At 71.3% G+C, this 24,303-nt stretch carries 25 protein-coding genes and 5 tRNA genes; 11 read left to right on the top strand and 19 right to left on the bottom strand.

Features of this window, described 5'->3' with window-relative positions; translation table 11 throughout:
- Nucleotides 1-149: 149 nt before the first annotated feature.
- Complete coding sequence (locus tag OIC96_RS39490) at nucleotides 150-707, top strand: CGNR zinc finger domain-containing protein (RefSeq protein ID WP_330303225.1); 558 nt, start codon at nucleotides 150-152, stop codon at nucleotides 705-707.
- Between the two features lie 152 nt (nucleotides 708-859).
- Here OIC96_RS39490 and OIC96_RS39485 read toward each other — a convergent pair whose 3' ends face one another.
- Both OIC96_RS39485 and OIC96_RS39480 read right to left on the bottom strand, forming a co-directional pair.
- Nucleotides 860-1,012 (bottom strand): hypothetical protein, encoded by a 153-nt coding sequence (locus tag OIC96_RS39485; protein WP_010988207.1) that lies wholly within the window; start codon nucleotides 1,010-1,012, stop codon nucleotides 860-862.
- A 154-nt stretch (nucleotides 1,013-1,166) separates the two neighbouring features.
- Nucleotides 1,167-1,613 carry a hypothetical protein gene (locus OIC96_RS39480; protein ID WP_330303226.1) on the bottom strand — a complete coding sequence of 149 codons (447 nt, stop codon included), beginning with the start codon at nucleotides 1,611-1,613 and terminating at the stop codon, nucleotides 1,167-1,169.
- 171 nt (nucleotides 1,614-1,784) lie between these two features.
- On the opposite strand from OIC96_RS39480, the gene OIC96_RS39475 reads away from it, so the two are divergent.
- Complete coding sequence (locus OIC96_RS39475; protein WP_330303227.1) at nucleotides 1,785-2,309, top strand: DsbA family protein; 525 nt, start codon at nucleotides 1,785-1,787, stop codon at nucleotides 2,307-2,309.
- A gap of 28 nt (nucleotides 2,310-2,337) precedes the next feature.
- On the opposite strand, the gene OIC96_RS39470 is transcribed toward OIC96_RS39475, so the two are convergent.
- The 3 genes from OIC96_RS39470 to OIC96_RS39460 form a co-directional block, all read right to left on the bottom strand.
- A complete protein-coding gene (locus OIC96_RS39470) occupies nucleotides 2,338-3,162 on the bottom strand; it encodes a GNAT family N-acetyltransferase (protein WP_330303228.1) in 825 nt (274 codons plus the stop codon).
- 63 nt (nucleotides 3,163-3,225) lie between these two features.
- Nucleotides 3,226-4,047: an aminotransferase class IV gene (locus OIC96_RS39465; RefSeq protein ID WP_330303229.1), complete on the bottom strand. Its 822-nt coding sequence runs from the start codon at nucleotides 4,045-4,047 to the stop codon at nucleotides 3,226-3,228.
- Complete coding sequence (locus tag OIC96_RS39460; RefSeq protein WP_330303230.1) at nucleotides 4,044-5,087, bottom strand: chorismate-binding protein; 1,044 nt, start codon at nucleotides 5,085-5,087, stop codon at nucleotides 4,044-4,046. Before OIC96_RS39460 ends, OIC96_RS39465 begins: the two co-directional genes overlap by 4 nt.
- 157 nt (nucleotides 5,088-5,244) lie before the next feature.
- On the opposite strand from OIC96_RS39460, the gene OIC96_RS39455 reads away from it, so the two are divergent.
- The 5 genes from OIC96_RS39455 to OIC96_RS39435 all read left to right on the top strand — a co-directional run bounded on the left by OIC96_RS39455 (nucleotide 5,245) and on the right by OIC96_RS39435 (nucleotide 5,717).
- Nucleotides 5,245-5,317 (top strand) — tRNA-Gly (locus OIC96_RS39455).
- 39 nt (nucleotides 5,318-5,356) lie between these two features.
- Nucleotides 5,357-5,430 (top strand) — tRNA-Cys (locus tag OIC96_RS39450).
- A gap of 1 nt (nucleotide 5,431) precedes the next feature.
- A tRNA-Val gene (locus OIC96_RS39445) sits at nucleotides 5,432-5,503 on the top strand.
- 27 nt (nucleotides 5,504-5,530) lie between these two features.
- Nucleotides 5,531-5,602, top strand: a tRNA-Val gene (locus OIC96_RS39440).
- A 40-nt stretch (nucleotides 5,603-5,642) separates the two neighbouring features.
- A tRNA-Val gene (locus OIC96_RS39435) sits at nucleotides 5,643-5,717 on the top strand.
- A gap of 125 nt (nucleotides 5,718-5,842) precedes the next feature.
- Here OIC96_RS39435 and OIC96_RS39430 read toward each other — a convergent pair.
- From OIC96_RS39430 to OIC96_RS39415, 4 genes are all read right to left on the bottom strand, one after another.
- Nucleotides 5,843-6,142, bottom strand: coding sequence for a TFIIB-type zinc ribbon-containing protein (locus OIC96_RS39430; RefSeq protein WP_327427332.1), 300 nt, complete (start codon nucleotides 6,140-6,142; stop codon nucleotides 5,843-5,845).
- A gap of 74 nt (nucleotides 6,143-6,216) precedes the next feature.
- On the bottom strand, nucleotides 6,217-7,152 hold the full coding sequence (locus tag OIC96_RS39425) for a phosphotransferase family protein (protein ID WP_330303231.1): 936 nt from the start codon (nucleotides 7,150-7,152) through the stop codon (nucleotides 6,217-6,219).
- Between the two features lie 359 nt (nucleotides 7,153-7,511).
- Entirely contained in the window at nucleotides 7,512-7,721 is a 210-nt protein-coding gene (locus tag OIC96_RS39420; RefSeq protein WP_330303232.1) for a hypothetical protein, read from the bottom strand.
- A gap of 199 nt (nucleotides 7,722-7,920) precedes the next feature.
- Nucleotides 7,921-8,196 carry a hypothetical protein gene (locus tag OIC96_RS39415; RefSeq protein ID WP_060902353.1) on the bottom strand — a complete coding sequence of 92 codons (276 nt, stop codon included), beginning with the start codon at nucleotides 8,194-8,196 and terminating at the stop codon, nucleotides 7,921-7,923.
- Between the two features lie 196 nt (nucleotides 8,197-8,392).
- Here OIC96_RS39415 and OIC96_RS39410 point away from each other — a divergent pair, with 196 nt between their 5' ends.
- The gene (locus tag OIC96_RS39410; protein ID WP_330303233.1) at nucleotides 8,393-9,709 is read left to right on the top strand and encodes a serine/threonine-protein kinase; all 1,317 of its coding nucleotides are present in this window, start codon (nucleotides 8,393-8,395) and stop codon (nucleotides 9,707-9,709) included.
- A 40-nt stretch (nucleotides 9,710-9,749) separates the two neighbouring features.
- Here OIC96_RS39410 and OIC96_RS39405 read toward each other — a convergent pair whose 3' ends face one another.
- The 10 genes from OIC96_RS39405 to OIC96_RS39360 all read right to left on the bottom strand — a co-directional run bounded on the left by OIC96_RS39405 (nucleotide 9,750) and on the right by OIC96_RS39360 (nucleotide 23,050).
- The gene (locus OIC96_RS39405) at nucleotides 9,750-10,568 is read right to left on the bottom strand and encodes a TrmH family RNA methyltransferase (protein ID WP_330303234.1); all 819 of its coding nucleotides are present in this window, start codon (nucleotides 10,566-10,568) and stop codon (nucleotides 9,750-9,752) included.
- A 64-nt stretch (nucleotides 10,569-10,632) separates the two neighbouring features.
- Nucleotides 10,633-11,877, bottom strand: a complete 1,245-nt coding sequence (gene cobA, locus OIC96_RS39400; RefSeq protein ID WP_330303235.1) for a uroporphyrinogen-III C-methyltransferase — start codon at nucleotides 11,875-11,877, stop codon at nucleotides 10,633-10,635.
- A gap of 270 nt (nucleotides 11,878-12,147) precedes the next feature.
- Complete coding sequence (cobT, locus tag OIC96_RS39395) at nucleotides 12,148-15,891, bottom strand: nicotinate-nucleotide--dimethylbenzimidazole phosphoribosyltransferase (protein ID WP_330303236.1); 3,744 nt, start codon at nucleotides 15,889-15,891, stop codon at nucleotides 12,148-12,150.
- A 345-nt stretch (nucleotides 15,892-16,236) separates the two neighbouring features.
- Nucleotides 16,237-17,448, bottom strand: a complete 1,212-nt coding sequence (cbiE, locus tag OIC96_RS39390) for a precorrin-6y C5,15-methyltransferase (decarboxylating) subunit CbiE (RefSeq protein ID WP_330303237.1) — start codon at nucleotides 17,446-17,448, stop codon at nucleotides 16,237-16,239.
- 205 nt (nucleotides 17,449-17,653) lie between these two features.
- Nucleotides 17,654-18,292 (bottom strand): GNAT family N-acetyltransferase, encoded by a 639-nt coding sequence (locus tag OIC96_RS39385; protein ID WP_330303238.1) that lies wholly within the window; start codon nucleotides 18,290-18,292, stop codon nucleotides 17,654-17,656.
- A 149-nt stretch (nucleotides 18,293-18,441) separates the two neighbouring features.
- Nucleotides 18,442-19,275 carry a MetQ/NlpA family ABC transporter substrate-binding protein gene (locus tag OIC96_RS39380; protein WP_330303239.1) on the bottom strand — a complete coding sequence of 278 codons (834 nt, stop codon included), beginning with the start codon at nucleotides 19,273-19,275 and terminating at the stop codon, nucleotides 18,442-18,444.
- A 38-nt stretch (nucleotides 19,276-19,313) separates the two neighbouring features.
- The gene (locus OIC96_RS39375; protein ID WP_330303240.1) at nucleotides 19,314-20,144 is read right to left on the bottom strand and encodes a MetQ/NlpA family ABC transporter substrate-binding protein; all 831 of its coding nucleotides are present in this window, start codon (nucleotides 20,142-20,144) and stop codon (nucleotides 19,314-19,316) included.
- 99 nt (nucleotides 20,145-20,243) lie between these two features.
- A complete protein-coding gene (locus OIC96_RS39370; protein ID WP_330303241.1) occupies nucleotides 20,244-20,993 on the bottom strand; it encodes a methionine ABC transporter permease in 750 nt (249 codons plus the stop codon).
- Complete coding sequence (locus OIC96_RS39365) at nucleotides 20,990-22,024, bottom strand: methionine ABC transporter ATP-binding protein (RefSeq protein ID WP_330303242.1); 1,035 nt, start codon at nucleotides 22,022-22,024, stop codon at nucleotides 20,990-20,992. The genes OIC96_RS39370 and OIC96_RS39365 overlap by 4 nt, the downstream gene beginning before the upstream one ends.
- Before the next feature lie 378 nt (nucleotides 22,025-22,402).
- Entirely contained in the window at nucleotides 22,403-23,050 is a 648-nt protein-coding gene (locus OIC96_RS39360) for an HAD family hydrolase (protein ID WP_330303243.1), read from the bottom strand.
- A 64-nt stretch (nucleotides 23,051-23,114) separates the two neighbouring features.
- On the opposite strand from OIC96_RS39360, the gene OIC96_RS39355 reads away from it, so the two are divergent.
- Genes OIC96_RS39355 through OIC96_RS39345 form a run of 3 tightly spaced genes read left to right on the top strand, consistent with a single transcriptional unit; the run spans nucleotide 23,115 to nucleotide 24,290 of the window.
- Nucleotides 23,115-23,432 carry a hypothetical protein gene (locus tag OIC96_RS39355; RefSeq protein WP_330303244.1) on the top strand — a complete coding sequence of 106 codons (318 nt, stop codon included), beginning with the start codon at nucleotides 23,115-23,117 and terminating at the stop codon, nucleotides 23,430-23,432.
- A 50-nt stretch (nucleotides 23,433-23,482) separates the two neighbouring features.
- Nucleotides 23,483-23,842, top strand: a complete 360-nt coding sequence (locus OIC96_RS39350; RefSeq protein WP_330303245.1) for a hypothetical protein — start codon at nucleotides 23,483-23,485, stop codon at nucleotides 23,840-23,842.
- A 1-nt stretch (nucleotide 23,843) separates the two neighbouring features.
- Complete coding sequence (locus OIC96_RS39345; RefSeq protein ID WP_330303246.1) at nucleotides 23,844-24,290, top strand: hypothetical protein; 447 nt, start codon at nucleotides 23,844-23,846, stop codon at nucleotides 24,288-24,290.
- The last annotated feature ends 13 nt before the right edge of the window (nucleotides 24,291-24,303 follow it).

The following is a 24,303-nucleotide window of genomic DNA, read 5'->3' as shown; positions in this document are numbered from 1 at the left end:
CTCCACGCCGGCTCCCCCACACCCGCCCCTCCGACTCCCCGTCGTCCTCCCCTCCGCTCCCCCTCGCCCACTCCGCACGCCTGGAAGCCACTACCATCGGCCAGCATCGGGCGGGCGCCCGCCCGACCCCCCACGCCAGGGAGCGAAACGTGCTGATCACCCACGACACCCGGTGCGCCCTCGACGCCGTGGTGGATCTGGTGAACACCGCGCCGGAGGACCAGCCGACGGACGGGCTCGCGGATGTCGCGTCCCTCGCCGAGTTCGTACGAAGGCACGAGATCAGCGATGTCGGCGTGCTGTCGGAGCCCGATCTCGCGGCCGTGCGCAAGGTGCGCGGCCGGTTCGCCGAGATCTTCAGCGCCGACGACCCGCGGATCGCCGCCGCGCTCATCAACGACCTGGTCGCCGCGGCGGGCACCACCCCGCGGCTCACCGACCACGACGGCTACGACTGGCATGTGCACTACTTCGCGCCGGGCGCGTCCGTCGCCGACCATCTCGCGGCCGACTGCGGGATGGCGCTGGCCTTCTTCGTGGTCGCCGGGGAGCAGGAGCGGCTGCGTCGCTGCGAGGCCCCGGACTGCCGGCGCGCCTTCGTCGACCTCTCCCGCAATCGCTCCCGCCGCTACTGCGACAGCCGAACCTGCGGGAACCGCCTCCACGTGGCCGCGTACCGGGCACGGCGGAAGGAAGCGGCGGGCTGAGCGGCGTACCGGCGGCTCCGGAGGCGGCTCAAGACGCTGCGCAAGGACACGGGACTGGCGGACGCATCGGCTCGACGCTCCACGCTCGAACGCGAGGAAGTGGCGGACTGACGGAGCCCTCGGCGGGTGGCGCCAGGGGCTCCGTGTACGGCTCAAAGCAGCAGCAGGTCGTGCAGCGAAGCCATGAGCAGCAGACAGCCGATCACCGCAAGGAAGATCATCAGCGGCGGCTGGGAGAGCGCGAAGAGACAACCACGCCGCTCCTCGGGCGGGGCGGCGGTGTCGCTCTGTGTTGTGTCCAGCATCTCGCGGCGATGATGGCGCAGCCGACCCCACTCGCGCGATCAACACGCCCGGAAAATGCGGGAGTTCGCCGGATCATGTGAGGAGCGCGCCAGAACATGAACACTTACGCGCACTCCGGGAAGCCCTCGTGCGGCGTTGTGTCGTTTCAGCTGGTCATATGCCGTGCTTCTTCAGGATGGCCTCGATGTCGCTGAAGTCCTCCCCTGAGCCCGTGGCCCGGGGCTTTGCCGCGGGGCGGGCGGCCGGGCGGGAAGCCTGGCTCAGCGAGGGCGCCGAGGCCGCGGGGGCGACCGCCTCGCGCTGGGCGGCCTCCGCCGCCTTGCGTTCCTTCCGCGTCCCGACGCCGCGGCGCCGCTCCACGGCTCGCGTGCTCGCGAACAGCAGCCAGGCGCCGCCGAGCACGACGAAGCCGGCCCACGCGGTCGGGCTGAACGCGGTGTCGGCCAGCCAGCCGACGACCCCGGTCATCACCAGACCGATCGGCACCAGCGAGTACGCGGCGATCCGGGCGGCTGCCAGGAAGCGCTTGCGGTAGGCCGTGACCGCGGCGATGCCCAGGCCGGCCACGGAGACGGCGGAACAGACGGTCTCGGCAATCATCCGGTCCTCCAGGGCAGGGCTCGGTCGAGCAGGGGCGGTTCGTCCCTTCCATCCTGCACCTCCGCAGGCCCGGTATGCCATGCTCCGGGCGGACCTCAGGGAGATCTCCGGGTCGGCGTCCTCCCCAGGTCCCGGTTGGGCCGCCCCCACCGGGGCTGGGAGACTGGCTCCATGAACGACTCCTCCTCCGCCCGTCCCGCGCCCGCCGTCCTGGACGTCTGGTGCGAACTCCAGTGCCCCGACTGCCGCGGCGCCCTCGCCGACCTGAGCGCGCTGCGCGCCCGCTACGGCGACCGCCTGGAGCTGCGGCTGCGGCACTTCCCCCTGGAGAAGCACAAGCACGCCTTCGCCGCGGCGCAGGCCGCCGAGGAGGCCGCGGAGCAGGGCCAGGCGTGGCCGTACGTCGAGGCGGTGCTCGGCCGCGTCGAGGAGCTGGACCGCAAGGGAGAACCCTTCCTGGTCGAGGTCGCCCGTGAACTCGGCCTGGACGCCGAGGAGTTCGACACGGCCTTGATCGACGGCCGGCACATCCTGATCGTCGACGCCGACCAGGCCGAGGGCAAGGCCATCGGAGTGACCGGCACCCCGACGTATGTCATCGGCGGCGAACGCCTCGACGGCGGCAAGAGCCAGGAGGGCCTGCGCGAGCGCATCGAGGAGATCGCGGACCGGCTGCTGGCCGCGCAGGAGTCGTGACGTCGTCACTCGGCAGAAGACGTAGCTCCTAGGGCAGGTTCTTGTAGAGGTGGTACATCGTCGTCTCGTAGCCGAGTGACTCGTAGAGCCGCTCGGCCGGGGTGTTGCCCGCGTAGACGTTGAGGCCGATGCGGTTCCTCCCGGCGGCCACCGCCTGGGCTTCGGCCACCAGCATCAGAGTGCGCCCGTGGCCGTGGCCCCGATGCTCCGCGTCGGCCTCGACGTCGAGCACGAACGCCATGTCGGGCCACAGCCCCACCCACAGCACGCCGACCGGGACGCCATCGTGCTCCAGGACGCTCATGAAGGTGTTCTCGCTGGCCAGACCGTCCGGCAGGAACTTGGCGTGTCCCTGGTCCGTCTTGCTGTACGCCTCGTCCTCGGGCACGCCCAACTCGATCAGGACACGAGCGAATGCCTCGCGCTGGTTCGCCAGCCAGGGGACGAACTCGGCCTCCGTCATGGGCCGGACGACACTGCCGACGGGCAGGTCGGCCACCGAGCCGTCCAGTTGCTTCGCCATGTTCCGGTTGCTCACGACGTACCCGAGCGTCGTGGCGAGCCGGAGCGCGGGCTCGGCGTCGCCGGGCACCGACGTCTCGATGCGCCGGCAACCCCAGCCGCGCACCACCTCCTCGGCCGCGAGCACGGCCACCGTGCCCCGGCCCCGCCCGCGGTCCGGCTCCTCGATGAACAGCTCCGCGATGCGGGCCACGGTGGGGCCGTACTCGGGGTGCGTGGAGAGGTGGATCCCGCCCACGGGACGGCTGTTCACGCACACCTGATAGCGGCGTGACAGCGCCCCGTCGGCGGCGTGCTGAAGCGGCTCGGTCGGCCGCAGGGTCGTGGTCATCAGTGGTGTTCTACCCGCCGTGCGGCCCGTGGTCATCCGGTTATCCGCACCGCGAGCCGCGTTCTACGGATCGAGGTCGTCCCCGGCCCGCTCGTCGAAGATCCGCATCGCCTTGGCGGTCACCGGGCCCGGCGCGTCCGGGAGTTCACGGGCGTCGACCCGGTGCACGGCCTGCACATCGCGCAGCGTGGACGTCAGGAAGACCTCCTCGGCGCTCTCCAGGACGTCCAGCGGCAGGTCGGTCTCCTTGGCGCCGGTCCACTCGACGGTGAGGGCGCGCGTGATGCCGGCGAGGCAGCCGGAGGCGACCGGCGGGGTGTGGATCTCGCCGTCGAGGACGACGAAGACGTTGGACCCCGTGCCCTCGCAGAGCTGACCGACCGTGTTGGCGAACAGCGCCTCGGTCGCGCCCTGTTCGCGCGCGCGGGCCAGGGCGACGACGTTCTCGGCGTACGAGGTGGTCTTGAGGCCTGTCAGGGCGCCACGCTCGTTGCGCGTCCAGGGGACGGTGACCGCGGCGGTGGAGTCGGGGCGCCGTGCGGACTCGCCGAGGGCGACGACCAGGGTCGGGCCGTGCTCGCCGCGGTCGGAGCCGAGCGGGCCGTGGCCGCCGGTGTAGGTGATGCGGAGCCGGCCGAGCGGCATCGGGTTGGCGTCCATGACCGCGGCGCAGGCGCGGCGCACCTCGTCGAGGTCGGGCTCGGGCAGGCCGAGGCCACGGGCCGAGCGGGCCAGCCGGTCGAGGTGGCGGGTCAGCGCGAACGGCCGCCCGTCGACCGCCTTCACGGTCTCGAAGATGCCGTCACCGACGGTCAGTCCGTGATCGAAGACGGAAACGCGGGCGGTCTCGATGTCCTGCAGCCCGCCGTCGAGCCAGATCTTCACCGAAGGGTCCCTTCATTTGCCTCGTACTCTCCCGACGCTACCGCGAGCAGCCGGGAGGCCTTCAGCTCGGTCTCCCGCCACTCCCCCTCGGGGTCCGAGCCCCAGGTGATGCCCGCGCCCGTACCGAAGCGCAGCACCCCCTCCTCCCGGTCGATCCAGAAGGTGCGGATGCCGACGGCGAGCTCTCCGGTGCCACGGTCGGCGTCGACCCAGCCGATGCCTCCGCAGTACGGGCCACGGGGCGCGGTCTCCAGGGCGTCGATGATCCGCAGGGCGCTGGACTTGGGGGCTCCGGTGACGGAGCCGGGCGGGAAGGCGGCGGCGAGGAGCTCGGGCCAGCCCGCGTTCTCGCGCAGTTCGCCGTGGACGGTGGAGACGAGGTGGACGAGCCCCGGGTGCTTCTCTACGACGCACAGCTCGGGGACGGTCACGCTGCCGGTGGCGCAGACGCGCCCGATGTCGTTGCGGACCAGGTCCACGATCATCACGTTCTCGGCGTAGTCCTTTTCCAGGAGGTCCGCCTCGGTGCGTCCGGTGCCCTTGATCGGACCCGACTCGACGACCCGGCCGAAGCGGCGCAGGAAGAGTTCGGGGGACGCGGTGGCGATCTCGACCCCGTGACCGGGCAGGCGAATCGTTCCGGCATACGGCGCCGGGTTGCCGCGCGCGAGCAGCGCGGTCAGCTCGTCGACATCGGCGTCGGGAGCGATGGGCGCCCACAGGACGCGGCAGAGGTTCGCCTGGTAGACCTCGCCGGCCGCTATGTGCTCGCGGATACGGCGTACGCCCGCGGTGTACGCGGCGCGGTCGAGGGACGACTTCCAGTCACCGGCCGTGGGTCCCCGCCACCGCCCGGGCACCGGCGCGGGCACCGGCTCCTCTCGTACGTCCCTGAAGCGGGCGCAGGTCAGACGCCCCTCGAAGTCGGCCGAGACGGCCCAGAAACCGTTCGAGTCCAGGGCCGCGGGGTCGCTGGTGACGTCGAGGAGGCCGGTCGCGACGAGGCCACCGAAGCGGGCGAGAGGAGGGAGGTCGAGCACGCAGTCGAGTCTAGGGCGGGTGACCTGCGGGTGCCCCGGCCGTGTCCTTGGAGTGGACGTACCGCAGCACGCTGCACAAACGCGTTTTTGTGCTGGCCCCGGAATCCGCTAGAGTTCAACACGTCGCCGGGACGCGCAAGCCGAACGGAAACGACAAGCGGACGTAGCTCAGTTGGTAGAGCGCAACCTTGCCAAGGTTGAGGTCGCCAGTTCGAACCTGGTCGTCCGCTCGCAGGAAGTGGGGGATCTTCCCGAACCCCTACGCTCCTGGTGGAGTGGCCGAGAGGCGAGGCAACGGCCTGCAAAGCCGTCTACACGGGTTCAAATCCCGTCTCCACCTCCAAGGACGATTAGCTCAGCGGGAGAGCGCTTCCCTGACACGGAAGAGGTCACTGGTTCAATCCCAGTATCGTCCACTGGATCTTCTCGAAGGATCCGTACCCGCGCGATTAGCTCAGCGGGAGAGCGCTTCCCTGACACGGAAGAGGTCACTGGTTCAATCCCAGTATCGCGCACGCAGCACCAGCAGTAAGCGTGACTCCGGTCGCGTGACCTGCGCGATTAGCTCAGCGGGAGAGCGCTTCCCTGACACGGAAGAGGTCACTGGTTCAATCCCAGTATCGCGCACCAGCCGATGCCCCCGGCCGTCTCGTACGGTCGGGGGCATCGTCATGTCCGGCCGTATCCGGACTCACGACATCCCTGCGTACGAAGAAGGGGCCCCTCCGCTTGGACGGAGGGGCCCCTTCTTCGGTTCAGGACGAGAAGAGCATGTGGCCGAAGCTCTTGTGGCGCTGGTGACCGCCGTGGCCGCCGTAGTGCCCGCCGCCATGGCCGCCGTGCTGCGGGGCACCCCAGGCGGGAGCGGGAGCCGACGGGTACGCCTGCGGGGCGGCCGGCGGTGGCGCGGGCTGGGACCACTGGCCCTCCAGCCGGGTCAGCGCCTCCAGCTCGCCGTAGTCGAGAAATATCCCGCGGCAGCCGCTGCACTGCTCGATCTGTACACCATTGCGGTTGTACGTGTGCATCTGCGCATGGCACTTCGGACACTGCATGCTCGGCTCAACTCCTCGCCGGTCGGTACTGCTTCCGCCAGGACAGACTCCGCCCGGCTTCGGTCGGTTGCACCCTACGTCGCGAAACCGTGCGCCAACTCGGGCGGGGCGGTGCCCATTCGGTCACATGCGTCGATCACGGCCTGCTGCACCTCGTCCAACGGCTGCCCGGCGGCAACGGATTTGGCGATCGCCAGGGCCGCGGTCTGCACGGTGAGGGCTCGGGCCGCGACGTCCAGGGCGGGCCAGGGGTCGCCGTCGGCGGGGACGGCCGGTCCGCCCGCGCGCTGGTAGGCGGTCAGGAAGCGCAGCCACTCCTCGGGCGGGAGCAGACCGCAGGCGTACCAGGCGGCCGGGCGGGCCAGGTCCCAGGCCGGGGGGCCTACACCCAAGTCGTCGACGTCGATGAGGAGCCAGGGGCCGGAGGGTGCGGGGTGGCGGACGAGCTGGCCGAGGTGCAGGTCGCCGTGGCACAGGGTGCGCTCGGCCGACGGCATGGGGGCCTCGGCTCGGGCCCAGGCCGGGAGGGCGGCCCAGGCGCGCAGGACCGGGGCGGTGGCGGGGTGCGGGCCGGCCGCGTGCAGGCGGGCGATCGCTCGGGCGGCCTTGGCGGGGCCTCGCATGGGCGGCAGCCCGTCCGGGGCGGGGGTTCGGTGGAGGCGGGCCAGCAGGGTGGCCGCGGCCTCCCAGGGGGCCGCGTCGGGGTTCTCCGGGTCTACGGGGCTGCCGTACGGCCACAACGTCACCAGGCGGCCGTGCAGGTCTGCGGGTGTGGGCCTGAGGGGGGCGAGGAGGGTGTCCGGGAGGTTGGCGGCGACGGTGAGGCGCAGGGAGAGTTCCGTGGGGTCCGTACCGGGGGCGTGGGCCTTGGCCACGGTGTCGCCGTGCCGGACGACGGTGGCGTCCTGACGATCGGCGAGGACCGTGTCGAGGTGCGCGCAGGGCGTGGGTTCCGTATGGGCCGCGCGTCGCGCCTTGGCGGTCAGCGCCGGCAGCACGTCTGCGGTCACGGGTCCCCCTGGGGTGTGCGGTCGGTTCCGGGCGAGCGTACGTTCTTCGCCCCCGCCGCCCCTACCCGTCCCATCCCGCACCTGGGGGGCTGCGCCCCCAGACCCCCCTCAAAGATTGCGCCGTTCCCCGCGCCCCTTCAGAGTCGTCTGCGGGACGGTGGGGGCTGGGCGCGCAGTTCCCCGCGCCCCTGAACAACCGCCGGTCCGGCCAGGGTGCTTTTAAGGGGCGCGGCAAAAAAATGCCCGCGCAGCTCCCCAGCTGCGCGGGCATTTTGTGCCGTCCGCCGCACCCCCGTCCCCACGGGGTTTCATGGCCGGATGTCCCCGCCCGGACCGCTCTTCCGGGCCTGGGGCGCCGCTCAGCGCCCCAGCATCACGCCCACGGACGACGCTTGTGTGACCACTGCGTCCCAGCCGCCGAAGACGACTACGAGCAGGGCCGCCAGGGGAAGGACCATCGCTGTCGCCACCAATGGGTGGCGCTGACCCTGGCGGCGGGTGCCGAACGCTGCGCTGTACGCCCTGCGTCCCTGCGTGCGGAGTGCTGTCCGCGGTGCCGTGTGGGCCATGGTCCCTCTCCTGACCGAGCTTCTGTTGTGGTTGGCAGCGGCGGGTGTCTGACCTCGGGGGACGAGTGCTGCACCCGCCGCTTGACATCAAATCTAGGCGCGCGGCGCACATGGGTCGTCATGCCCTCGTACCGATTGCCGGGCCTCCCGGAGGATGAGCGATGACCTGCGGTGTACTCCCCTGGGTGGAGATGAGGACCTAGGTCTCAGGGTCTTCCCGGAGGGGGCGCCCGGTGTGCCCCGACTGTTCCGAGCTGTCCTCCCTGGGGACCGGCTGCTCGACCAGCGCCAGCACCCGGGTCGCCATGAAGCGGGCGGTGCGCACCACTGATCCGCTTCGGGTGACTTCGCTCACTTCCACCACACCTCGGCGTACCGCCGTCTCCACCCGGCGGCCTGCCCTGCTCGCCACCACCTCGTACGTACGCGTCGTGTCCCCGGCGTCCACGACTATCTCCACACGGTCACCCTTCACGGGCCCAATCCCCCTTCTGCGACGGATGGTTGGGGTCACAGGCAGCCCAAAGCCAGCCTGTTCACACGCTCCCTGACCACCTTTCAAGTTTCCCACCCGGCACTGACAATCGATCGGGACGAGAGGGCGCGGCCTCTGCGCGCACCCGGCCGCGGAAACGTAAGCTGTGGCTCGTCAAACGGACCGGGCAGCGGGGATGGACATGGCGATGATGCGCCTGAGGCGCGAGGACCCGCGTGTCGTCGGCTCGTTCAGGCTTCACAGACGGCTCGGCGCGGGCGGGATGGGCGTTGTCTACCTGGGCTCCGACCGGCGTGGCCAGCGGGTCGCGCTGAAGGTGATCCGACCGGATCTGGCGGAGGATCAGGAGTTCCGGTCGCGGTTCGCCCGCGAGGTCTCGGCGGCCCGGCGCATCAGGGGCGGCTGCACGGCGCGGCTCGTCGCCGCCGACCTGGAGGCGGACCGGCCGTGGTTCGCCACGCAGTACGTGCCCGGTCCCTCCCTGCACGACAAGGTCGCCGAGGAGGGACCGCTGTCGGCCGCCGACGTGGCCGCCGTCGGTGCCGCCCTCTCCGAGGGGCTCGTCGCCGTGCACGAGGCCGGTGTCGTACACCGGGATCTCAAGCCGTCCAACATCCTGCTGTCCCCGAAGGGGCCGCGGATCATCGACTTCGGCATCGCCTGGGCGACGGGGGCGAGCACGCTGACACACGTCGGCACGGCGGTCGGGTCCCCCGGCTTCCTCGCGCCCGAGCAGGTGCGCGGCGCCGCCGTCACGCCGGCCACGGACGTGTTCGCGCTCGGCGCCACGCTCGCGTACGCGGCAACCCAGGACTCGCCCTTCGGGCACGGCAGTTCCGAAGTGATGCTCTACAGAGTGGTGCACGAGGAGCCCCAACTGCACGGCGTTCCGGACGCCCTGGCGCCGCTCGTACGCGCGTGTCTGGCCAAGGACCCCGAGGAGCGGCCCAGCACGCTCCAACTGTCCCTGCGGCTCAAGGAGATCGCGGCCCGCGAGGCACAAGGCATGCCGGATGCACGGCCGCCCGCGCCGCGCACCGATCCCGACCGGCCGACGGGGCGCCTGGCCGAGCAGTACGCCGAGCAGCGCACCCAGCGGCGTCCGCAGGGCACACCCCCGCCGCGCACGGGCGGGACGAACGGCGGCTCGCGCACGGGTTCGCGCCCGGCGCCCGCCCGGAACACCGGCCGCTCCGGCAGCAGGCCCGCGCCCCGCAGCGGTACCGGCCGTCCCGCGCCCCGGACCACCGGCACGGGCCGGCGGCCCGCCAACCCGCGGCTGCTGCGCCAGCGGCTCTTCGTGTTCGTCGTGGTGACGCTGCTCGTGGCACTGGGCATCGCGGCGGCGCAGGGGTGCCAGGGGCCGGCGCGCGGGCTCGACGACGGGGACGTACGGAAGGACGTACGCCAGGAGCAGTCGTCGTTCGCACCGCTGCCCACCGGGGAACTCATGGCCGAGCAGTACCGGAGCGAGCTTCAGAAGGACGGCTAGCAGGACGGCCGGGGGTGCGGATGGCCGTCCGTCGGAGCGGTCAGTTCTCCGGGCGGCCCGTCGCCACCGCGTAGAAGGCGACCGCTGCCGCCGCGCCCACGTTGAGGGAGTCGACGCCGTGGGCCATGGGGATGCGGACCCATTCGTCCGCCGCCATCAGGGCCTGCGTGGAGAGGCCGTCGCCCTCCGCGCCGAGCATCAGCGCGACCCGGTCCATCCGGTGCGGGGCCGCGTCGTCCAGGGACCTCGCCTTCTCGTCCGGGGTGAGGGCGAGCAGGTTGAAACCGGCTTCACGGACCGACTCCAGGCCCTTGGGCCAGGTCTCGAGACGGGCGTAGGGGACCGAGAAGACCGCGCCCATCGAGACCTTCACCGAGCGGCGGTAGAGGGGGTCCGCGCAGTCCGGGGAGAGCAGGACCGCGTCCATGCCGAGGGCTGCGGCGGAGCGGAAGATCGCGCCGATGTTGGTGTGGTCGTTGACCGCCTCCATGACGACCACCCGGCGCGCGGACCGCAGCAGCTCCTCCGCCGTGGGCAGCGGTTTGCGCTGCATGGAGGCGAGCGCGCCGCGGTGCACGTGGTAGCCGGTGACCTGCTCGGCGAGCTCCGGGCTGACCGCGTACACCGGGGCCGGGAGCTCGTCGATGACATCGCGCATGACGTCGACCCACTTGGCGGACAGGAGCATCGAGCGCATCTCGTACCCGGCGTCCTTGGCGCGTCTGATGACCTTCTCGCCCTCGGCGATGAACAGGCCCTCGACGGGTTCGCGCTTGCGGCGCAACTCCACGTCGGTCAGGCCCGTGTAGTCGCGCAGACGCGGGTCGTCGGGGTTCTCAACGGTGATGAGATCGGCCACAGGGTGATACTGCCTTGTCCTGGGTGCGGTGCCAACGGCTGGGAACGGGTTGGGTTACCCGTGGTTACTCGGAAGTCTTCGGCGAGCTGTGCACGCCCACGTTCACGACTTCGCCGATGACGATCACCGCCGGGGGCTTCACGTCCTCGGCGCGTACGGTCTCGGCGACCGTCGCCAGGGTCGCGTCGACGCGGCGCTGCGCGGCGGTCGTACCCTCCTGGACCAGGGCGACGGGGGTGTCGGCCGGCTTGCCGTGCGCGACAAGGGTTTCGGCGATCTTGCCGATCTTGTCGACGCCCATGAGGACGACGAGGGTGCCCCGCAGCTTCGCCAGCGACGGCCAGTCCACCAGGGAGCGCTCGTCGTTCGGCGCGACATGGCCGCTGACCACGGTGAACTCATGTGCGACACCCCGGTGGGTGACCGGGATACCGGCCGCGCCCGGGACCGAGATCGAGCTGGAGATGCCCGGAACCACCGTGCAGGCGATGCCCGCCTCGGCGAGCGCCTGGGCCTCCTCCATGCCGCGGCCGAAGACGAACGGGTCGCCGCCCTTCAGCCGTACGACGGACTTGCCCTGCTTCGCGTGCTCGATCAGCGCGTTGTTGATGGCCTCCTGGGCCATGAAACGGCCGTACGGGATCTTCGCCGCGTCGATCACCTCGACGTGCGGCGGGAGTTCGGCGAGGAGGTCGCGCGGGCCGAGGCGGTCCGCGATGACCACGTCGGCCTCCGCGAGCAGTCGGCGGCCACGGACCGTGATCAGGTCCGGGTCACCGGGGCCGCCGCCGACCAGGGCGACACCGGGGGTGCGGGAGCGGTGGTGCGGCGCCACCAGAGTGCCGTCGCGGAGGCCCTCCACCACGGCGTCGCGGATCGCGGCGGTGTGGCGGGGGTCGCGTCCCTTGGCGTTCGTGGTGAGGACAGCCACCGTCACGCCCTCGCTGTGGCCCGTCGCCGGGGTCCACGCCGTGGCCGCGTCGGCGTCGTCCGAGCGGACGCACCAGACCCGGTGCCGCTCCGCTTCGGCCGAGGCGTCCGTGTTCGCCTTGGAGTCGCTGGTCGCGATCAGGGCGTACCAGGCGTCGGCGAGGTCGCCGTCCTCGTACGGGCGCTTCGTCCAGGTGATCTCGCCCGCGTCGGCCATCGCCTCGACGGAGGGGGTGGCCTCCGGCGATACGAGATTGATGTCCGCGCCTGCCGCGATGAGGGACGGGAGGCGGCGCTGGGCTACCTGGCCGCCGCCAAGGACGACTACGCGGCGGCCGGTGAGGCGGAGGCCTACGGGGTAGGCGGGGTGTTCGGCCATGGAGGTGCGGCTCCTCGTGCGGGGCTTTGCCGGGCGGGGCCCCTGCGGCTCTGGAGTGGCCCCTGACATGCGGATTTTAGGGTGCGGGGCCGGTGGGGGCTGGGGTGGGTGGGGTTTCTTTCCCCAAGCCCACCCCTTCCCGGCTGTATCCATCATGCGGCTCCGCCGCGTGGGGGGCTTTGCCCCCGGACCCCCGTGTTCGTCTGCGGGCCGTGGGCGGTTGTGCCCACCCGTTCCGCCCTGCGGAACGACTGCCCACAACCGCGAGGCCTACTTTTCAGTTACTCCCGCCGAATCGAACGTCGCCACCTCGTGCATCGCCCTCGCCGCGCTCTGGACCACTGGCAGGGCCAGCAGCGCGCCCGTGCCCTCGCCGAGGCGGAGGTCCAGGTCGACCAGGGGTCGCAGGCCCAGCTTGTTCAGGGCGGCCACGTGGCCCGGTTCCGCGCTGCGGTGGCCCGCGATGCAGGCGGCCAGGACCTCGGGGGCGATGGCGCGGGCGACCAGGGCCGCGGCGCCGGCGCTCACGCCGTCCAGGATCACCGGCGTACGGAGGGAGGCGCCGCCGAGGAGGAGGCCGACCATGGCGGCGTGTTCGAGGCCGCCGATGGCCGCGAGGGCGCCGATGGGGTCGGCGGGGTCCGGCTGGTGGAGTTCGATGGCGCGGCGGACGACCTCGGTCTTGCGGGCCAGGGTCTCGTCGTTGATGCCGGTGCCGCGGCCCGTCACCTCGGACGGGTCAGTGTCCGTGAAGACGGAGATCAGGGCCGCCGACGCCGTGGTGTTGGCGATGCCCATCTCGCCCGTCAGGAGGGCCTTGTTGCCTGCCGCCACCAGGTCGCGGGCCGTCTCGATGCCCACCTCGATGGCCGCGATGACCTCCTCGCGGGACATCGCGGGACCCGTGGTCATGTCGGCGGTACCCGCACGGACCTTGCGCGGGAGGAGGCCCGGGGTCGCCGGGAGGTCGGAGGCGACGCCCACGTCGATGACGCAGACCTCGGCGCCCACCTGGTTGGCGAACGCGTTGCAGACCGCGCCGCCGCCCAGGAAGTTGGCCACCATCTGGGCGGTGACCTCCTGCGGCCAGGGGGTGACGCCCTGGGCGTGCACGCCGTGGTCGCCCGCGAAGATGGCGACGGCCGCGGGCTCCGGGATCGGCGGCGGGCACATCCGGGACAGGCCCGACAGCTGCGCGGAGATGATCTCCAGCATGCCGAGCGCACCCGCGGGCTTGGTCATCCGCTTCTGGCGCTCCCACGCCTCACCGAGCGCCTTGGCGTCCAGCGGGCGGATGTTGGAGACCGTCTCGGCGAGCAGGTCGTGCGGCTCCTCGCCGGGCAGCGCGCGACGGCCGTACGTCTCCTCGTGCACGACCCATGACAGCGGGCGGCGCTTGGACCAGCCGGCCTGCATCAGCTCGGGCTCGTCCGGGAACTCGTCGACGTAACCGACACACAGGTAGGCGACCACTTCGAGGTGCTCGGGCAGGCCCAGGGCGCGGACCATCTCGCGCTCGTCGAAGAAGCTGACCCAGCCGACGCCGAGGCCCTCGGCGCGGGCCGCGAGCCAGAGGTTCTCGACCGCGAGCGCGGAGGAGTACGGGGCCATCTGCGGCTGGGTGTGACGGCCCAGGGTGTGACGGCCGCCGCGGGTCGGGTCGGCGGTGACGACGATGTTCACCGGGGTGTCGAGGATGGCCTCGATCTTCAGTTCCTTGAACTGCTTGGCACGGCCCTTGGGCAGCGACTTCGCGTACGCCTCGCGCTGGCGGGCGGCCAGTTCGTGCATCGACCGCCGGGTGTCGGCGGAGCGGATGACGACGAAGTCCCAGGGCTGGGAGTGGCCGACGGACGGCGCGGTGTGCGCGGCCTCCAGGACACGGAGCAGCACGTCGTGCGGGATCGGGTCGCTGCGGAAGCCGTTGCGGATGTCGCGGCGCTCGCGCATCACGCGCAGCACGGCCTCGCGCTCGGCGTCGTCGTAGCCGGGGGCCGCCGGGCCGGTGGACTCTCGTACGTCTTCCACTACGGCCGTGCTCTCTTCCTGGTCGGCGACCTGGGTGTCCAGGTCCTCCGCTTGCTGTGCGACTACTACGGGCTCCGGCTCCGCGGCGAACGGTTCCGGTACGGGGAGTACCTCGGGCCTGGTTTCGACTTGCGGTTCGGCTTCGGCTTCGGCTTCGGCTTCCCGGGGCGCCGGTACGACCGCCGGAGCGATCGGCTCCGTTTCCGCGGCGGGCGTCTCCGGAGATTCCTCGACGGTCTCCTCGGTGATCGCCTCGACGGGCTCCCCGGCGATCTCCTGAGTGGGGGCGGGCGCCACCACGATCGTCTCGTCGGCGGGCTCCTCGGCCACGGGCTGCTCCTCCGAGGGGAGAGGCGGCACGATCATGGCGTGCGGCGGAGTCGGAGCCAGGTGCGGGGTCGTGGGCACCAGCCCCTCCACGGGCACGAACTCGCCGAGGGGCTGGTCCGCGTGGGGCTCCAGGGGAGTGCCCGGGAGTCCGGACGCGCCGGTCGCCCCAACGGCATCGGGGAAGTGCTGCTCGCCGTGGCGCCAGTCCGCGGATGCCTGGGGGGCCTCCGCGTGCGCGGCCACACTCACCGGGATGCCGTGCAGTGCCTCGGCGGAGCCGTTCTCGGCGAAGGCGGCCGGGGCCGCGAACTGCTGGGCCTGGAAGGCTTCGAGGCCGGGCACCGACTGGCCGTGCGAGGCGTCCGCGGAGAGCGCGGCCTGCGCGACCTCGGGAGCGGACGCGACGGCTGTCGCGAGCGGCTGCGGGGCCTCCCCGTGGAATCCCACGGATCCCGCGTCCGCGAACTGGGCAGCCGGTTCCGGGATATGGACACCGGGGTCCGTGAACTGGGCCGCCGGCTCGGCCGGGTCGACTCCGTAGGCGCCCTGCTCGGCGAAGTGCGGCGGGGCCGCGTGCCCTGCCTGCGGGGCGTGTGCGGGCGCGAGGTCCGGAACCGGGGCGAGGTTCTGCGCGGGCGCCACGTGCTCGACGTCCGGCAGGATCTGCGCCGGGGCGGCCTCGTGCGCGGATGCGTGGGCGCCGTCCGCATGCGCGGCGTGCCCGTTACCGTCGGTGTCGTCCGTCGCCTGGAAGGCGTGCGGAACCTCCGGGGCCGCCGGGAAGGGCGTCGCGTCCGGAGTCTGCGGGACCTGCGAGCCGTCCAGGACGGGTGCGGTCTCGGGAGCCTGGGCGCCTGCCGGTTCCTGGGGGGCCGGCGAACCCTCCGCGACCTGGAGCGCCTGGGGTTCGGCAGCCGCCTCCGCGACCTGAGCCTGCGCCTGGGGAGCGGGCGCGAGTCCCGGGGCCTCGGCGGGCTGGGCCGCCTCGGCGACCGGCGCGGCCTCGGCCGGCGTGAGGGACTCGAGCGCCGGTCCCGGCTCCGGCACGACCGTTTCTGCAACCCCCGCGTCGGACGCCACGGGCGGTACGCCCCACGGGACCGCGCCCTGCGGCGGAATCTCACCGAGCTGCGGCACATCGAGGTACTCGGGCCCGACCGTCGGCGGACCCGCGTGCCGTACGGGAGTTACGGGGGCGGCGATCACGGGATCGGCCACGGGCGACGGGGTGACGGGAGCGGGGCTCACCGGGGCACCCGCCGGGCCGCGGTCGGCCAGCGAGCGCACCGGGCTCGCGGAGCCGTCCGGTGTCGGCGGGCCGAGGTGCAGCGGGCGGCGCGGCGTCGTCGGCTGCGGGGCGGGCGCCAGGTTCGGCGCGCGGACGGCGCCGAGGTCGACCGCGCCACTGTCGCGCCCGGCCATCTCGTGCGGGCCCGGCTCGTGGAGGAAGGGCATCGGGGCCGGCGGCGGCACCTCGTTGCCCCACGCGCCCTGGGCGCCCGGGGCGCCCGGCATCAGAAGCAGGTCGTCGTCCTCGACGGGGTTCTCGGAGGGGTCGAGGAAGGTGTACGCGCCCGGCGCGGTGACGCCCGGCTGCTCCACCATGCCTGCGTTCTCCGGCAATCCCTCGCCCGGGACCTGGCCGGTGTCGGTCATGCGTACCCCTCGCCCATCGGTTAGTGCTTCCAAGTCCAGCTCGCCCGGAACGGCGCACCGACCGCCCCACTGTGAAGAACGAGCGTGCGCGCCCAGCGGCACGAACGACCGGCCAACAAAGACGACAAAGCCATTAACTGGCATTGTCCCGGTCGTCCCGCCCTCGCGACAGCTTGATCCGCGAGCGCCCGCTGTGGACTGCGCCACGTTGCGCGTCCTCCGGTTCTGCCGTACCACACACGCCTCAAAACGGGCGCGTTTTCCGGACATTGACCGACGAAAGGCCGATCCCCCGGGAGCGGTACAACGATCGGCCAGCCTACCGCGCGCAGTACGACAACAGGATCACGGGGCGCGATCCGGCAAACGGCCGCTGAGCAGGAACGCGACGCTCCGCTCCTTCTCCGTCCAGGCCCTTGTATCGAGTTCGACGGACTGAATGAGCGCGCACTCGACCTGGTAGCCGTGCTCCGTCAGGTCCCGGCCGATGAGTTCGGCCGCGTCGCGGGTCGCGGCGTGCGTCACGATGCGCTGCGGACGGCGGTCGGCGACGGCCGAGACCACCTCCACTCCCCCGCCTCCGACGCGTACTACATCGGGTTCGGGAAGGTTCTCCAGGACGTGCGGCGCGGTGCCGTGCACGATCTGCATCTGGACGCCGAAGCGGCGGGCGGAGTCCTCGGTGCGGGCGCAGCATCCCGGGTTGCGGTCGACCGCGATGACGGCGGCGCCGGTGCGCGCGGCCTCGGTGGCGAAGGCGCCGCTGCCGGAGCCGATGTCCCAGACGAGGTCGCCGACGCGCGGGCCCAGGCGGGCGAGTTGGGCGGCGCGCAGCAGATCCGTTTCGCCTTCGCCGAGCGCACCGCCGTACGCCTGGGCGGGCAGCGCCCAGCCGCGCGGTCCGGTGCCCGGGTCACGGCCGGCGATCCAGCCGCCGTCCTCGGCCGTGGCCACGAAGCCGCCGATGACGATGACGACATTGGGGTCGCGCCAGGTGTGGTCGGCGGCCTTGTCGGAGGTGAGGATCGTGACCCGCTCGGCCGCGGTGCCGAGTTCCTCGCAGATGACGAAGGTGCGGTGCACTCCTTCGAGGAGCAGACCGAGTTCGGCGGGGCCTGCCCCGGGCGAGGTGAGGACGGCGACCTTGGTGTGGGCGCGGCATACATTCACCGCGCGTCGCAGGGTGCGGCGATGTGCGACGACCACCTGTGCGTCGTCCCAGGGCATACCGGCGCGGGCGAAGGCGGCGGCCACCGAGGAGACCGCGGGCACCACTTCGACCTCCAGGCCGAACTCGCGGCTCCGCAGGGTGCGGACGACGCCGAAGAAGCCCGGGTCTCCGTCGGCGAGGACGACGGCGGTGCCCCGGTGGCTCGCGATCCGGCGGGCGGCGAGGCCGACGCTGCCGAGGCGGACGCGTTCGGCGGTCGCGGGCACCTCGGGGAGTGCGAGGTGGTGGGCCGCGCCGGCCACCAGCGTGGCGGCACCGAGTGCGGAGCGCGCCGCGGCGGTCAGTGGCGAGCCGTCCCAGCCGATCACCGTGACCCGGTCGGCCATCGTCGTCAGTCTCCAGAAGGTTTTCGCAGGTCGTCAGGGGCAGCCCATGGGCGGGCTCCGTGAGGGTACCTGGTGCGGCCGGGGCGGCGCCGCGACGGGCTCCGGCGGGTGGGAGCGGTCCCGCGGATTCCGCCACGGTGCTTCCGGGGCCCGTACCGAAGACTCCTGTGGCTCCGGGGGCGCCTGTGTGAGGCTCCCGTGGTGCTCAGTTCCAGTCGGAGAACGACGTGAAACCGCCGCTGTCGGCGAACTGCTCGCCGACGCCGTCGAGGTCCTCCGGCAGCAGGCTCCACACGATGAAGTCGGTGCGCAGGTCGACCCAGGTCCCGTCCTCGGTGCGGGTGCGCGCTATGCAGGCGTTGCGCAGCACTCCCTCGCTGATGCAGCCGATCTTCTGGGCGACCTGCTGCGAGGCGGTGTTGTCGGCCGCCGTACGCAGTTCGATGCGCTCGAACTTCTGGTCGCCGAAGAGCCATTGGGCGGTGGCGAGCGCCGCCTCGGAGGCGTAGCCCTCGCCGCGTGCCCAGGGGGCGATGATGTACGAGAGTTCGGTGGACCGCACATGCCAGTTCGTCTTGCCGAGCTGGATGATGCCGACCAGTCGCTGAGTGAGGAACTCGGTGACGGCGAGGTCGAGTCCGCGGCCCTCCGCGCGCTCCGTGGGCGCGTACTCGGTGATCCAGGTGCGGGCGCCGTCCTCGGTGAAGGGCTGGGGCACCGACGTCCAGGCCGCCACCATCTCGTCGTTCATCATCTCGGCCAGGGCGGGTACGTCGTCCTCGTCGAGCGCGCGCAGGACCAACCGCTCCGTACTGATGGAGATGTTGGGGAAGGTGCTCGTCATGCGCCGCTCCGTAACCGTCGGGGACTTCGGGCCCTCGGAAACCGTCGGGCCCGCTGAACTGCCCAGCATGCAGCATGAAACCACTGAACCGCACAACGGGGTCCACACCGGGTAATGGAGTGGACCCCGTGCGGTAACGGGAGCGGGCGTCAGCCGGAGATGACCGGCAGGACCGAGCCCTTGTACTTGTCCTCGATGAACTTCTTCACCTCGGACGAAGTGAGAAGCGTCGCGAGCTTCTTGACCCGCGGGTCGTCCTCGTTGCCCTTCTTGACGGCCAGGAGGTTCGCGTAGGGGTTGTCCTTCGCGGACTCCAGGAGGATCGCGTCCTGGGCGGGGCTGAGGCCCGCGTCCTGGGCGTAGTTGTTGTTGATGACCGCGGCCGTCACGTCGTCGAGCGAGCGCGGCAGCTGAGCGGGGTCCAGCTCCTTGAACTTCAGGTGCTTCGGGTTGGCCGTGATGTCCGCCGGGGACGCGGTCGTTCCCGTCCCCTCCTTGAGCGTGATCAGGCCCTTGGAGGCGAGGAGTTTGAGGGCGCGGCCCTCGTTGGTGGTCTCGTTCGGCACGGCGACGGTGGCTCCGTCGGCAAGCTTCGCGATGTCCGTGATCTTCTTCGAGTACACGCCCATGGGCGGCAGGTACGCCTTGACGACCGACACGAGGTCGGTGCCCTTGGACTTGTTGAACTCGTCCAGGAACGGCTGGTTCTGGTACAGGTTCGCGTCGAGCGTGCCCTCCTGGAGCGCGGTGTTCGGCAGGACGTAGTCCGTGAACTCCTTGATCTCCAGCTTGAGGCCGGCCTTCTCGGCGAGGTCCTTCTTGATGTACGACAGGACCTCGCCGGCCGGGACGGCGGTGGCGCCGACGACCAGGGCGTCGTCGTCACCACCCCCGCCGCCGGAGTCCGAGCCCGAGCCACAGGCGGTGACGCCGAGCCCGAGTGCCAGTGCGGCGGCCGCCGCGGATATGACGTGCTTGCGCATCGCGTTCTCCCCCTCGGAACGTTTGGACCGACCGGCGACTAGAAGGACGGGATGACGGAGCCGGCGTACTTGTCCTCGATGAACTTCTTGACCTCGCGCGAGGTGAGGAGCTTGGCGAGCTTCTTGACGCGCGGGTCGTCCTCGTTGCCCTTCTTGACGGCGAGGAAGTTGCCGTACGGGTTGTTCGTCGCGGACTCCAGGACGAGGGCGTCCTTGGCGGGCTTGAGGTCGGCCTCGATGGCGTAGTTGCCGTTGATCACCGCGGCGTCGACGTCGTCCAGGGAGCGCGGGGTCTGGGCCGCCTCCAGCTCCTTGAACTTGAGGTTCTTCGGGTTCTTGGTGATGTCCGCGGGGGTCGCTTCGTTGCCCGCGCCGTCCTTGAGCGTGATGAGTCCGTTGGCTGCGAGCAGCTTGAGGGCACGGGCCTCGTTGACGCTGTCGTTCGGGACGGCGATCGTCGCACCGCTCTTCAGGGCGTCGGCGCTCTTGACCTTGTGGGAGTAGAGGCCGAGCGGCTCCAGGTGAACCGTGACGACGGGCACGATGTGGGTGCCGTTCTTCTTGTTGAAGTCGTCGAGGTACGGCTGGTTCTGGAAGTAGTTGGCGCCCACGGAGCCGTCCTCGGTCGCCGTGTTCGGCGTCACGTAGTCGGTGAACTCCTTGACCTCCAGGTCGAGGCCCGCCTTCTTCGCCAGGTTCTTCTTGACGAAGTTCAGGATCTCGGCGTGCGGGGTCGGGCTCGCGGCGACGATCAGCGGACCGCTGGTGTCGGAGGAGGCGGAGTCCTTGTCCGAGCCGCAGGCGGTGAGCCCGAAGGTGAGGGCTCCGGCGGCGAGGACGGCGGTGGTGATCTTGGCGGTGTTACGCACGAAAAGTGCCTTTCCATGTGGTGGAGCGCCCCGCGTTGGGTGGTGCGGGGAAATCTGCGGGTGGGAAGCGGGTGGGAAGCCGGGAGACGCGGGGGAGGCTCAGGCGGCCTTGCTCACCTCGGCCGTGGCCGCTTCCGCGGCGGGGGCCTTGGCCTTGAGCAGCCTCAGCTTCGGCGCGGCACCGGAGTGCCCGCCGCGGCGGTGCAGTCGTCGGGCGGCGTAGTCGCCGGCGAACTGGATGACGGAGATGACCACGGCGAGGATGGCCACGGTGATCCACATCAGTCCGGTCTCGAAGCGCTGGTAGCCGTAGCGGATCGCGATGTCGCCGAGGCCTCCGGCGCCGACCGTGCCGGCCATCGCCGAGTAGCCGATGAGGGCGACGATCGTGGTGGTCGCGGAGGAGATCAGCGACGGCAGGGACTCCGGTACGAGGACCTTGCGGACGACGGTCCAGGTGTTGCCGCCCATCGACTGCACGGCCTCGACGAGCCCGCCGTCCACTTCGCGGACAGCCGTCTCGACAAGGCGGGCGAAGAACGGGATCGCCCCGATCGCGAGCGGCACGATGGCGGCCTCGCGGCCGATCGTCGTACCCGTGATGGTGCGCGTGAAGTTCATCAGCGCGACCATCAGGATGATGAACGGCATCGAGCGGGCGATGTTCACGACCTGCCCGATCACCTTGTTCGCGAGGACGTTCTGGAGGAGTCCGCCGCGGTCGGTGAGGACCAGCAGGATGCCGAGCGGGAGACCGCCGACGATCGCGATGAGGGTGGACCAGCCGACCATGTAGAGCGTGTCCCAACACGCCTGGGACAGCAGCGGCTGCATCTCGGACCAGGTCACTTGGCACCTTCCTTGACCAGTACGGGCTCCTGGCCCTGAATGTCGATCTGCAGGCCCTGCTCGCGCAGGAATCCGATCGGCACGACGTTGTCCTCGTAGCGGCCGGGCAGTTCGATGCGCATCCGGCCGACCTGCTTGCCCGCGACGGTGTCCATCGCGGCGCCGAGGATCGAGATGTCGATGTTGTACGTGCGCGAGAGCTGCGAGATGACGGGCTGGGTCGCCGCCTCGCCGTGGAAGGTGACGTCGATGACCGTGCGGTCGTCGCCGGTGGCGTCGCCGCTGACCGGGAAGAGCGCGGAGGCCAGTTCGGAGCCGGGCGTCGCGAGCAGTTCGCTGACGGTGCCGGACTCGACGATCCGGCCGTTCTCCATGAGGGCGGCCGAGTCGCAGATGGTCTTGACGACGTCCATCTCGTGGGTGATGAGCAGGACGGTCAGGCCCAGCTGCCGGTTTAGGTCGCGCAGCAGCTGGAGGATGGAGCGGGTGGTCTCCGGGTCGAGGGCGCTGGTCGCCTCGTCGGAGAGCAGCACCTTCGGGTCGCCGGCGAGGGCGCGTGCGATGCCGACGCGCTGCTTCTGGCCGCCGGAGAGCTGGGCCGGGTAGACCTTGGCCTTGTCGGAGAGGCCGACCAGGTCGAGGAGTTCGAGTGCCTTGCGGGAGCGCTCCTTGCCGGAGACGCCGAGGATTTCGAGCGGCAGCTCGACGTTGTCCTGGACGGTGCGCGAGGACAGCAGGTTGAAGTGCTGGAAGACCATCCCGATGTGGCTGCGCGCCTTGCGGAGTTCCCTGCCCGCGCGCGGTCCGCGGCCGGCGAGGGCAGTGAGGTCCTGTCCGGCGACGGTGACCGTGCCGGAGGTGGGACGCTCCAGGAGGTTGACGCAGCGGATGAGCGAGGACTTGCCGGCGCCGGACTGGCCGATGACGCCGTACACCTCGCCTTCGCGGACGTGCAGATCGACGCCGTCGAGGGCGGTCACTTCACGGCCGCGCGAGCGGTAGACCTTGGTCAGGCCCGTTGTCGTGATCACTGGGGTATTCCGTCACTGTCGAGTGCGGGGCGTGGGTGTGCGCCGGGCACGGGTGCATTCGGTCGGGAACGCGGCACGGTTCTCGCGGTGGCGATGGAACCGGAGGTATCCGGGGGGAGAACTTGTGCGCGGGGCAGCCCGGTCACGTACGCGGTACGGACACAGGGCGCGGCGGTCCCGCTTCGGGGCGCGGGATCAGGCGGTGGTGCAGGGGCCCTCTAGAAGGCGCACATTCGACACATACAACGAGCACCGGGCGTCATGGTCGCCTCGGTCGCAAGGATGCGGCTGCTCGTCGTGGTCATGGGTTCAAGTAAAGCAGAACCACAGGTGGAGCCTGCCACCACTGTCCGCTATGCGGACAGTGGTGGACGCCTTTCAGTCGCGGGCGGAGATCTCCACTCCGGTACGCGTGACCAGTACGGACAGGGCGGAGAGGTCCTTGACCACGAGGTCGGCGTCCAGCTCGTGGGCCTGATGGGTTGTGGCCAACGCCACGGTGGTCATACCGGCGGCGCGGCCCGCCTGGAGCCCGGCGGGGGCGTCCTCGAAGACGACGCAGCGGGCCGGGTCGACGCCCAGTTCGCGGGCGGCGAGGAGGTAGGGCTCGGGGTCGGGCTTGCCGCGGGTGATGTCGTCGGCGGCGATCATCGTCTTGGGACGGATGCCGACTTCGTCGAGCCGTGCCTCGGCCAGCCGCCGGGTGGCGGAGGTCACCACGGCCCAGCGCTCGGCGGGCAGGGAGTCGAGCAGCGCGAGGGTGCCGGGCAGCGCCTGGACTCCGCCGGGTACGTCGTCGACCTCCAGCTGCTCGATGCGCGCGAGGGCCTGCGGGACGATGTCGGCGGGCAGCAGGTCGGCGGCTATCTCGACGGCGGGCCGGCCGTGCAGTTCGATCCGGGCGAAGTCCTCGGCCGTGATGCCGTACTCCCGCGCCCATCGGGTCCAGCACCGGTTCACCGACGCCAGGGATGAGACGAGCGTTCCGTCGTTGTCGAACAGGAGGGCTTCAGCGTGGATCTTCATGCCGTCGACCCTACGGGGCTGCCGGAACTTGCCGGACGGGACCACCGGCGTCGATCCTCCTGGCATGAGACCCGAAGTACAGGCCTTCGTGAGCGACGGGCCGCTGCCCGACTGGGACGCCGACGAGGACGAGATCGACCGGCGGGTGCGGCAGTTGGAGGCGATCACGCGACCTGTCACGGCCGAGGAAGCCGGAGCGCTGGTGGGCTGCTTCGGGCCGGACGACTGCTACGGCGTCGCGTGGACATTGCTGCATCTCATCGAGACCGGCCCGAACCCGGTGCTCACCGGCCGGCCCGCGTCCGACGCCAACGAGTGGCACCACACATTGTGGCGGCGGGCCGCGAACGCCGGGCTCGTCGCCGACGAGGCGACCGCCTGACGGCCGGGGGCGAGGGCACCGGGTCTTTTGGGCCGTAATAGGGTCGCGGCATGCTTGATGCCCTGACGGTTGCCACTGCCGTCGCCGCGCTCGCGCTCGCCGCCTGGTGCGGCTGGGCCGCCTACCGTGATCAGCCCACGAAGGACTGGCACTTCATCGGCATGGCCGTGGTGTCGCTGCTCGCCGCGGTCCAGCTGGTGATCGGCATCGTGCAGCTGGCGCGTGGCGAGAAGGCGGAGCAGGGCACGACGATCTTCGTGGCGTATCTGCTCGGCGCCTTCGCGTGCGTTCCGGCCGTGGGCTTCATGTCGCTGGCGGAGCGCACCCGCTGGGGTTCGGTCACGGTGGCGGCCGGCGGAATCGTCCTCGCCGTCCTTGAGGTGCGGCTCTATGACATCTGGGGAGGCTGAGATGACGGCCACGGAGGAGAACGGGATCGCGCCCGGCGAGACGCGGAAGAAGCGGACGCGGCTCATCAGCGGCCCGGGCATGCTGCTGCTCTGGCTGTACGGCGTGATGGTCGTCGGCGCGGTCTCGCGGTCCGCCGTGCAGATCTCGACGGAGTTCGACAAGGCGCCGCTCGCCTACTCGCTGTCCGCGGTCGCTGGTGTCGTCTACGGCTTCATCACGTACTCGCTCGTACGCGGCGGCGAGACGGCCCGCAGGGCGGCGCTGATGTGCTGCGCCGCCGAGCTCGCGGGTGTGCTGATCGTCGGGACCTGGACGCTGGTGGAGCCGTCCGCCTTCCCCGACGCCACGGTGTGGTCGGACTACGGGATGGGCTATCTGTTCATCCCGGTGCTGCTGCCGCTGTCGGCGATGTACTGGCTGCGCAAGGCCCGTACGGCCGCCCGGTAAGACGTACGGCCGC

Origin of the sequence: Streptomyces sp. NBC_00775, assembly GCF_036347135.1 — a bacterium.
In the GTDB taxonomy this organism is placed as follows: Bacteria; Actinomycetota; Actinomycetes; order Streptomycetales; family Streptomycetaceae; genus Streptomyces; species Streptomyces lutosisoli.
This window is presented reverse-complemented; position numbering and strand designations above follow the sequence as displayed.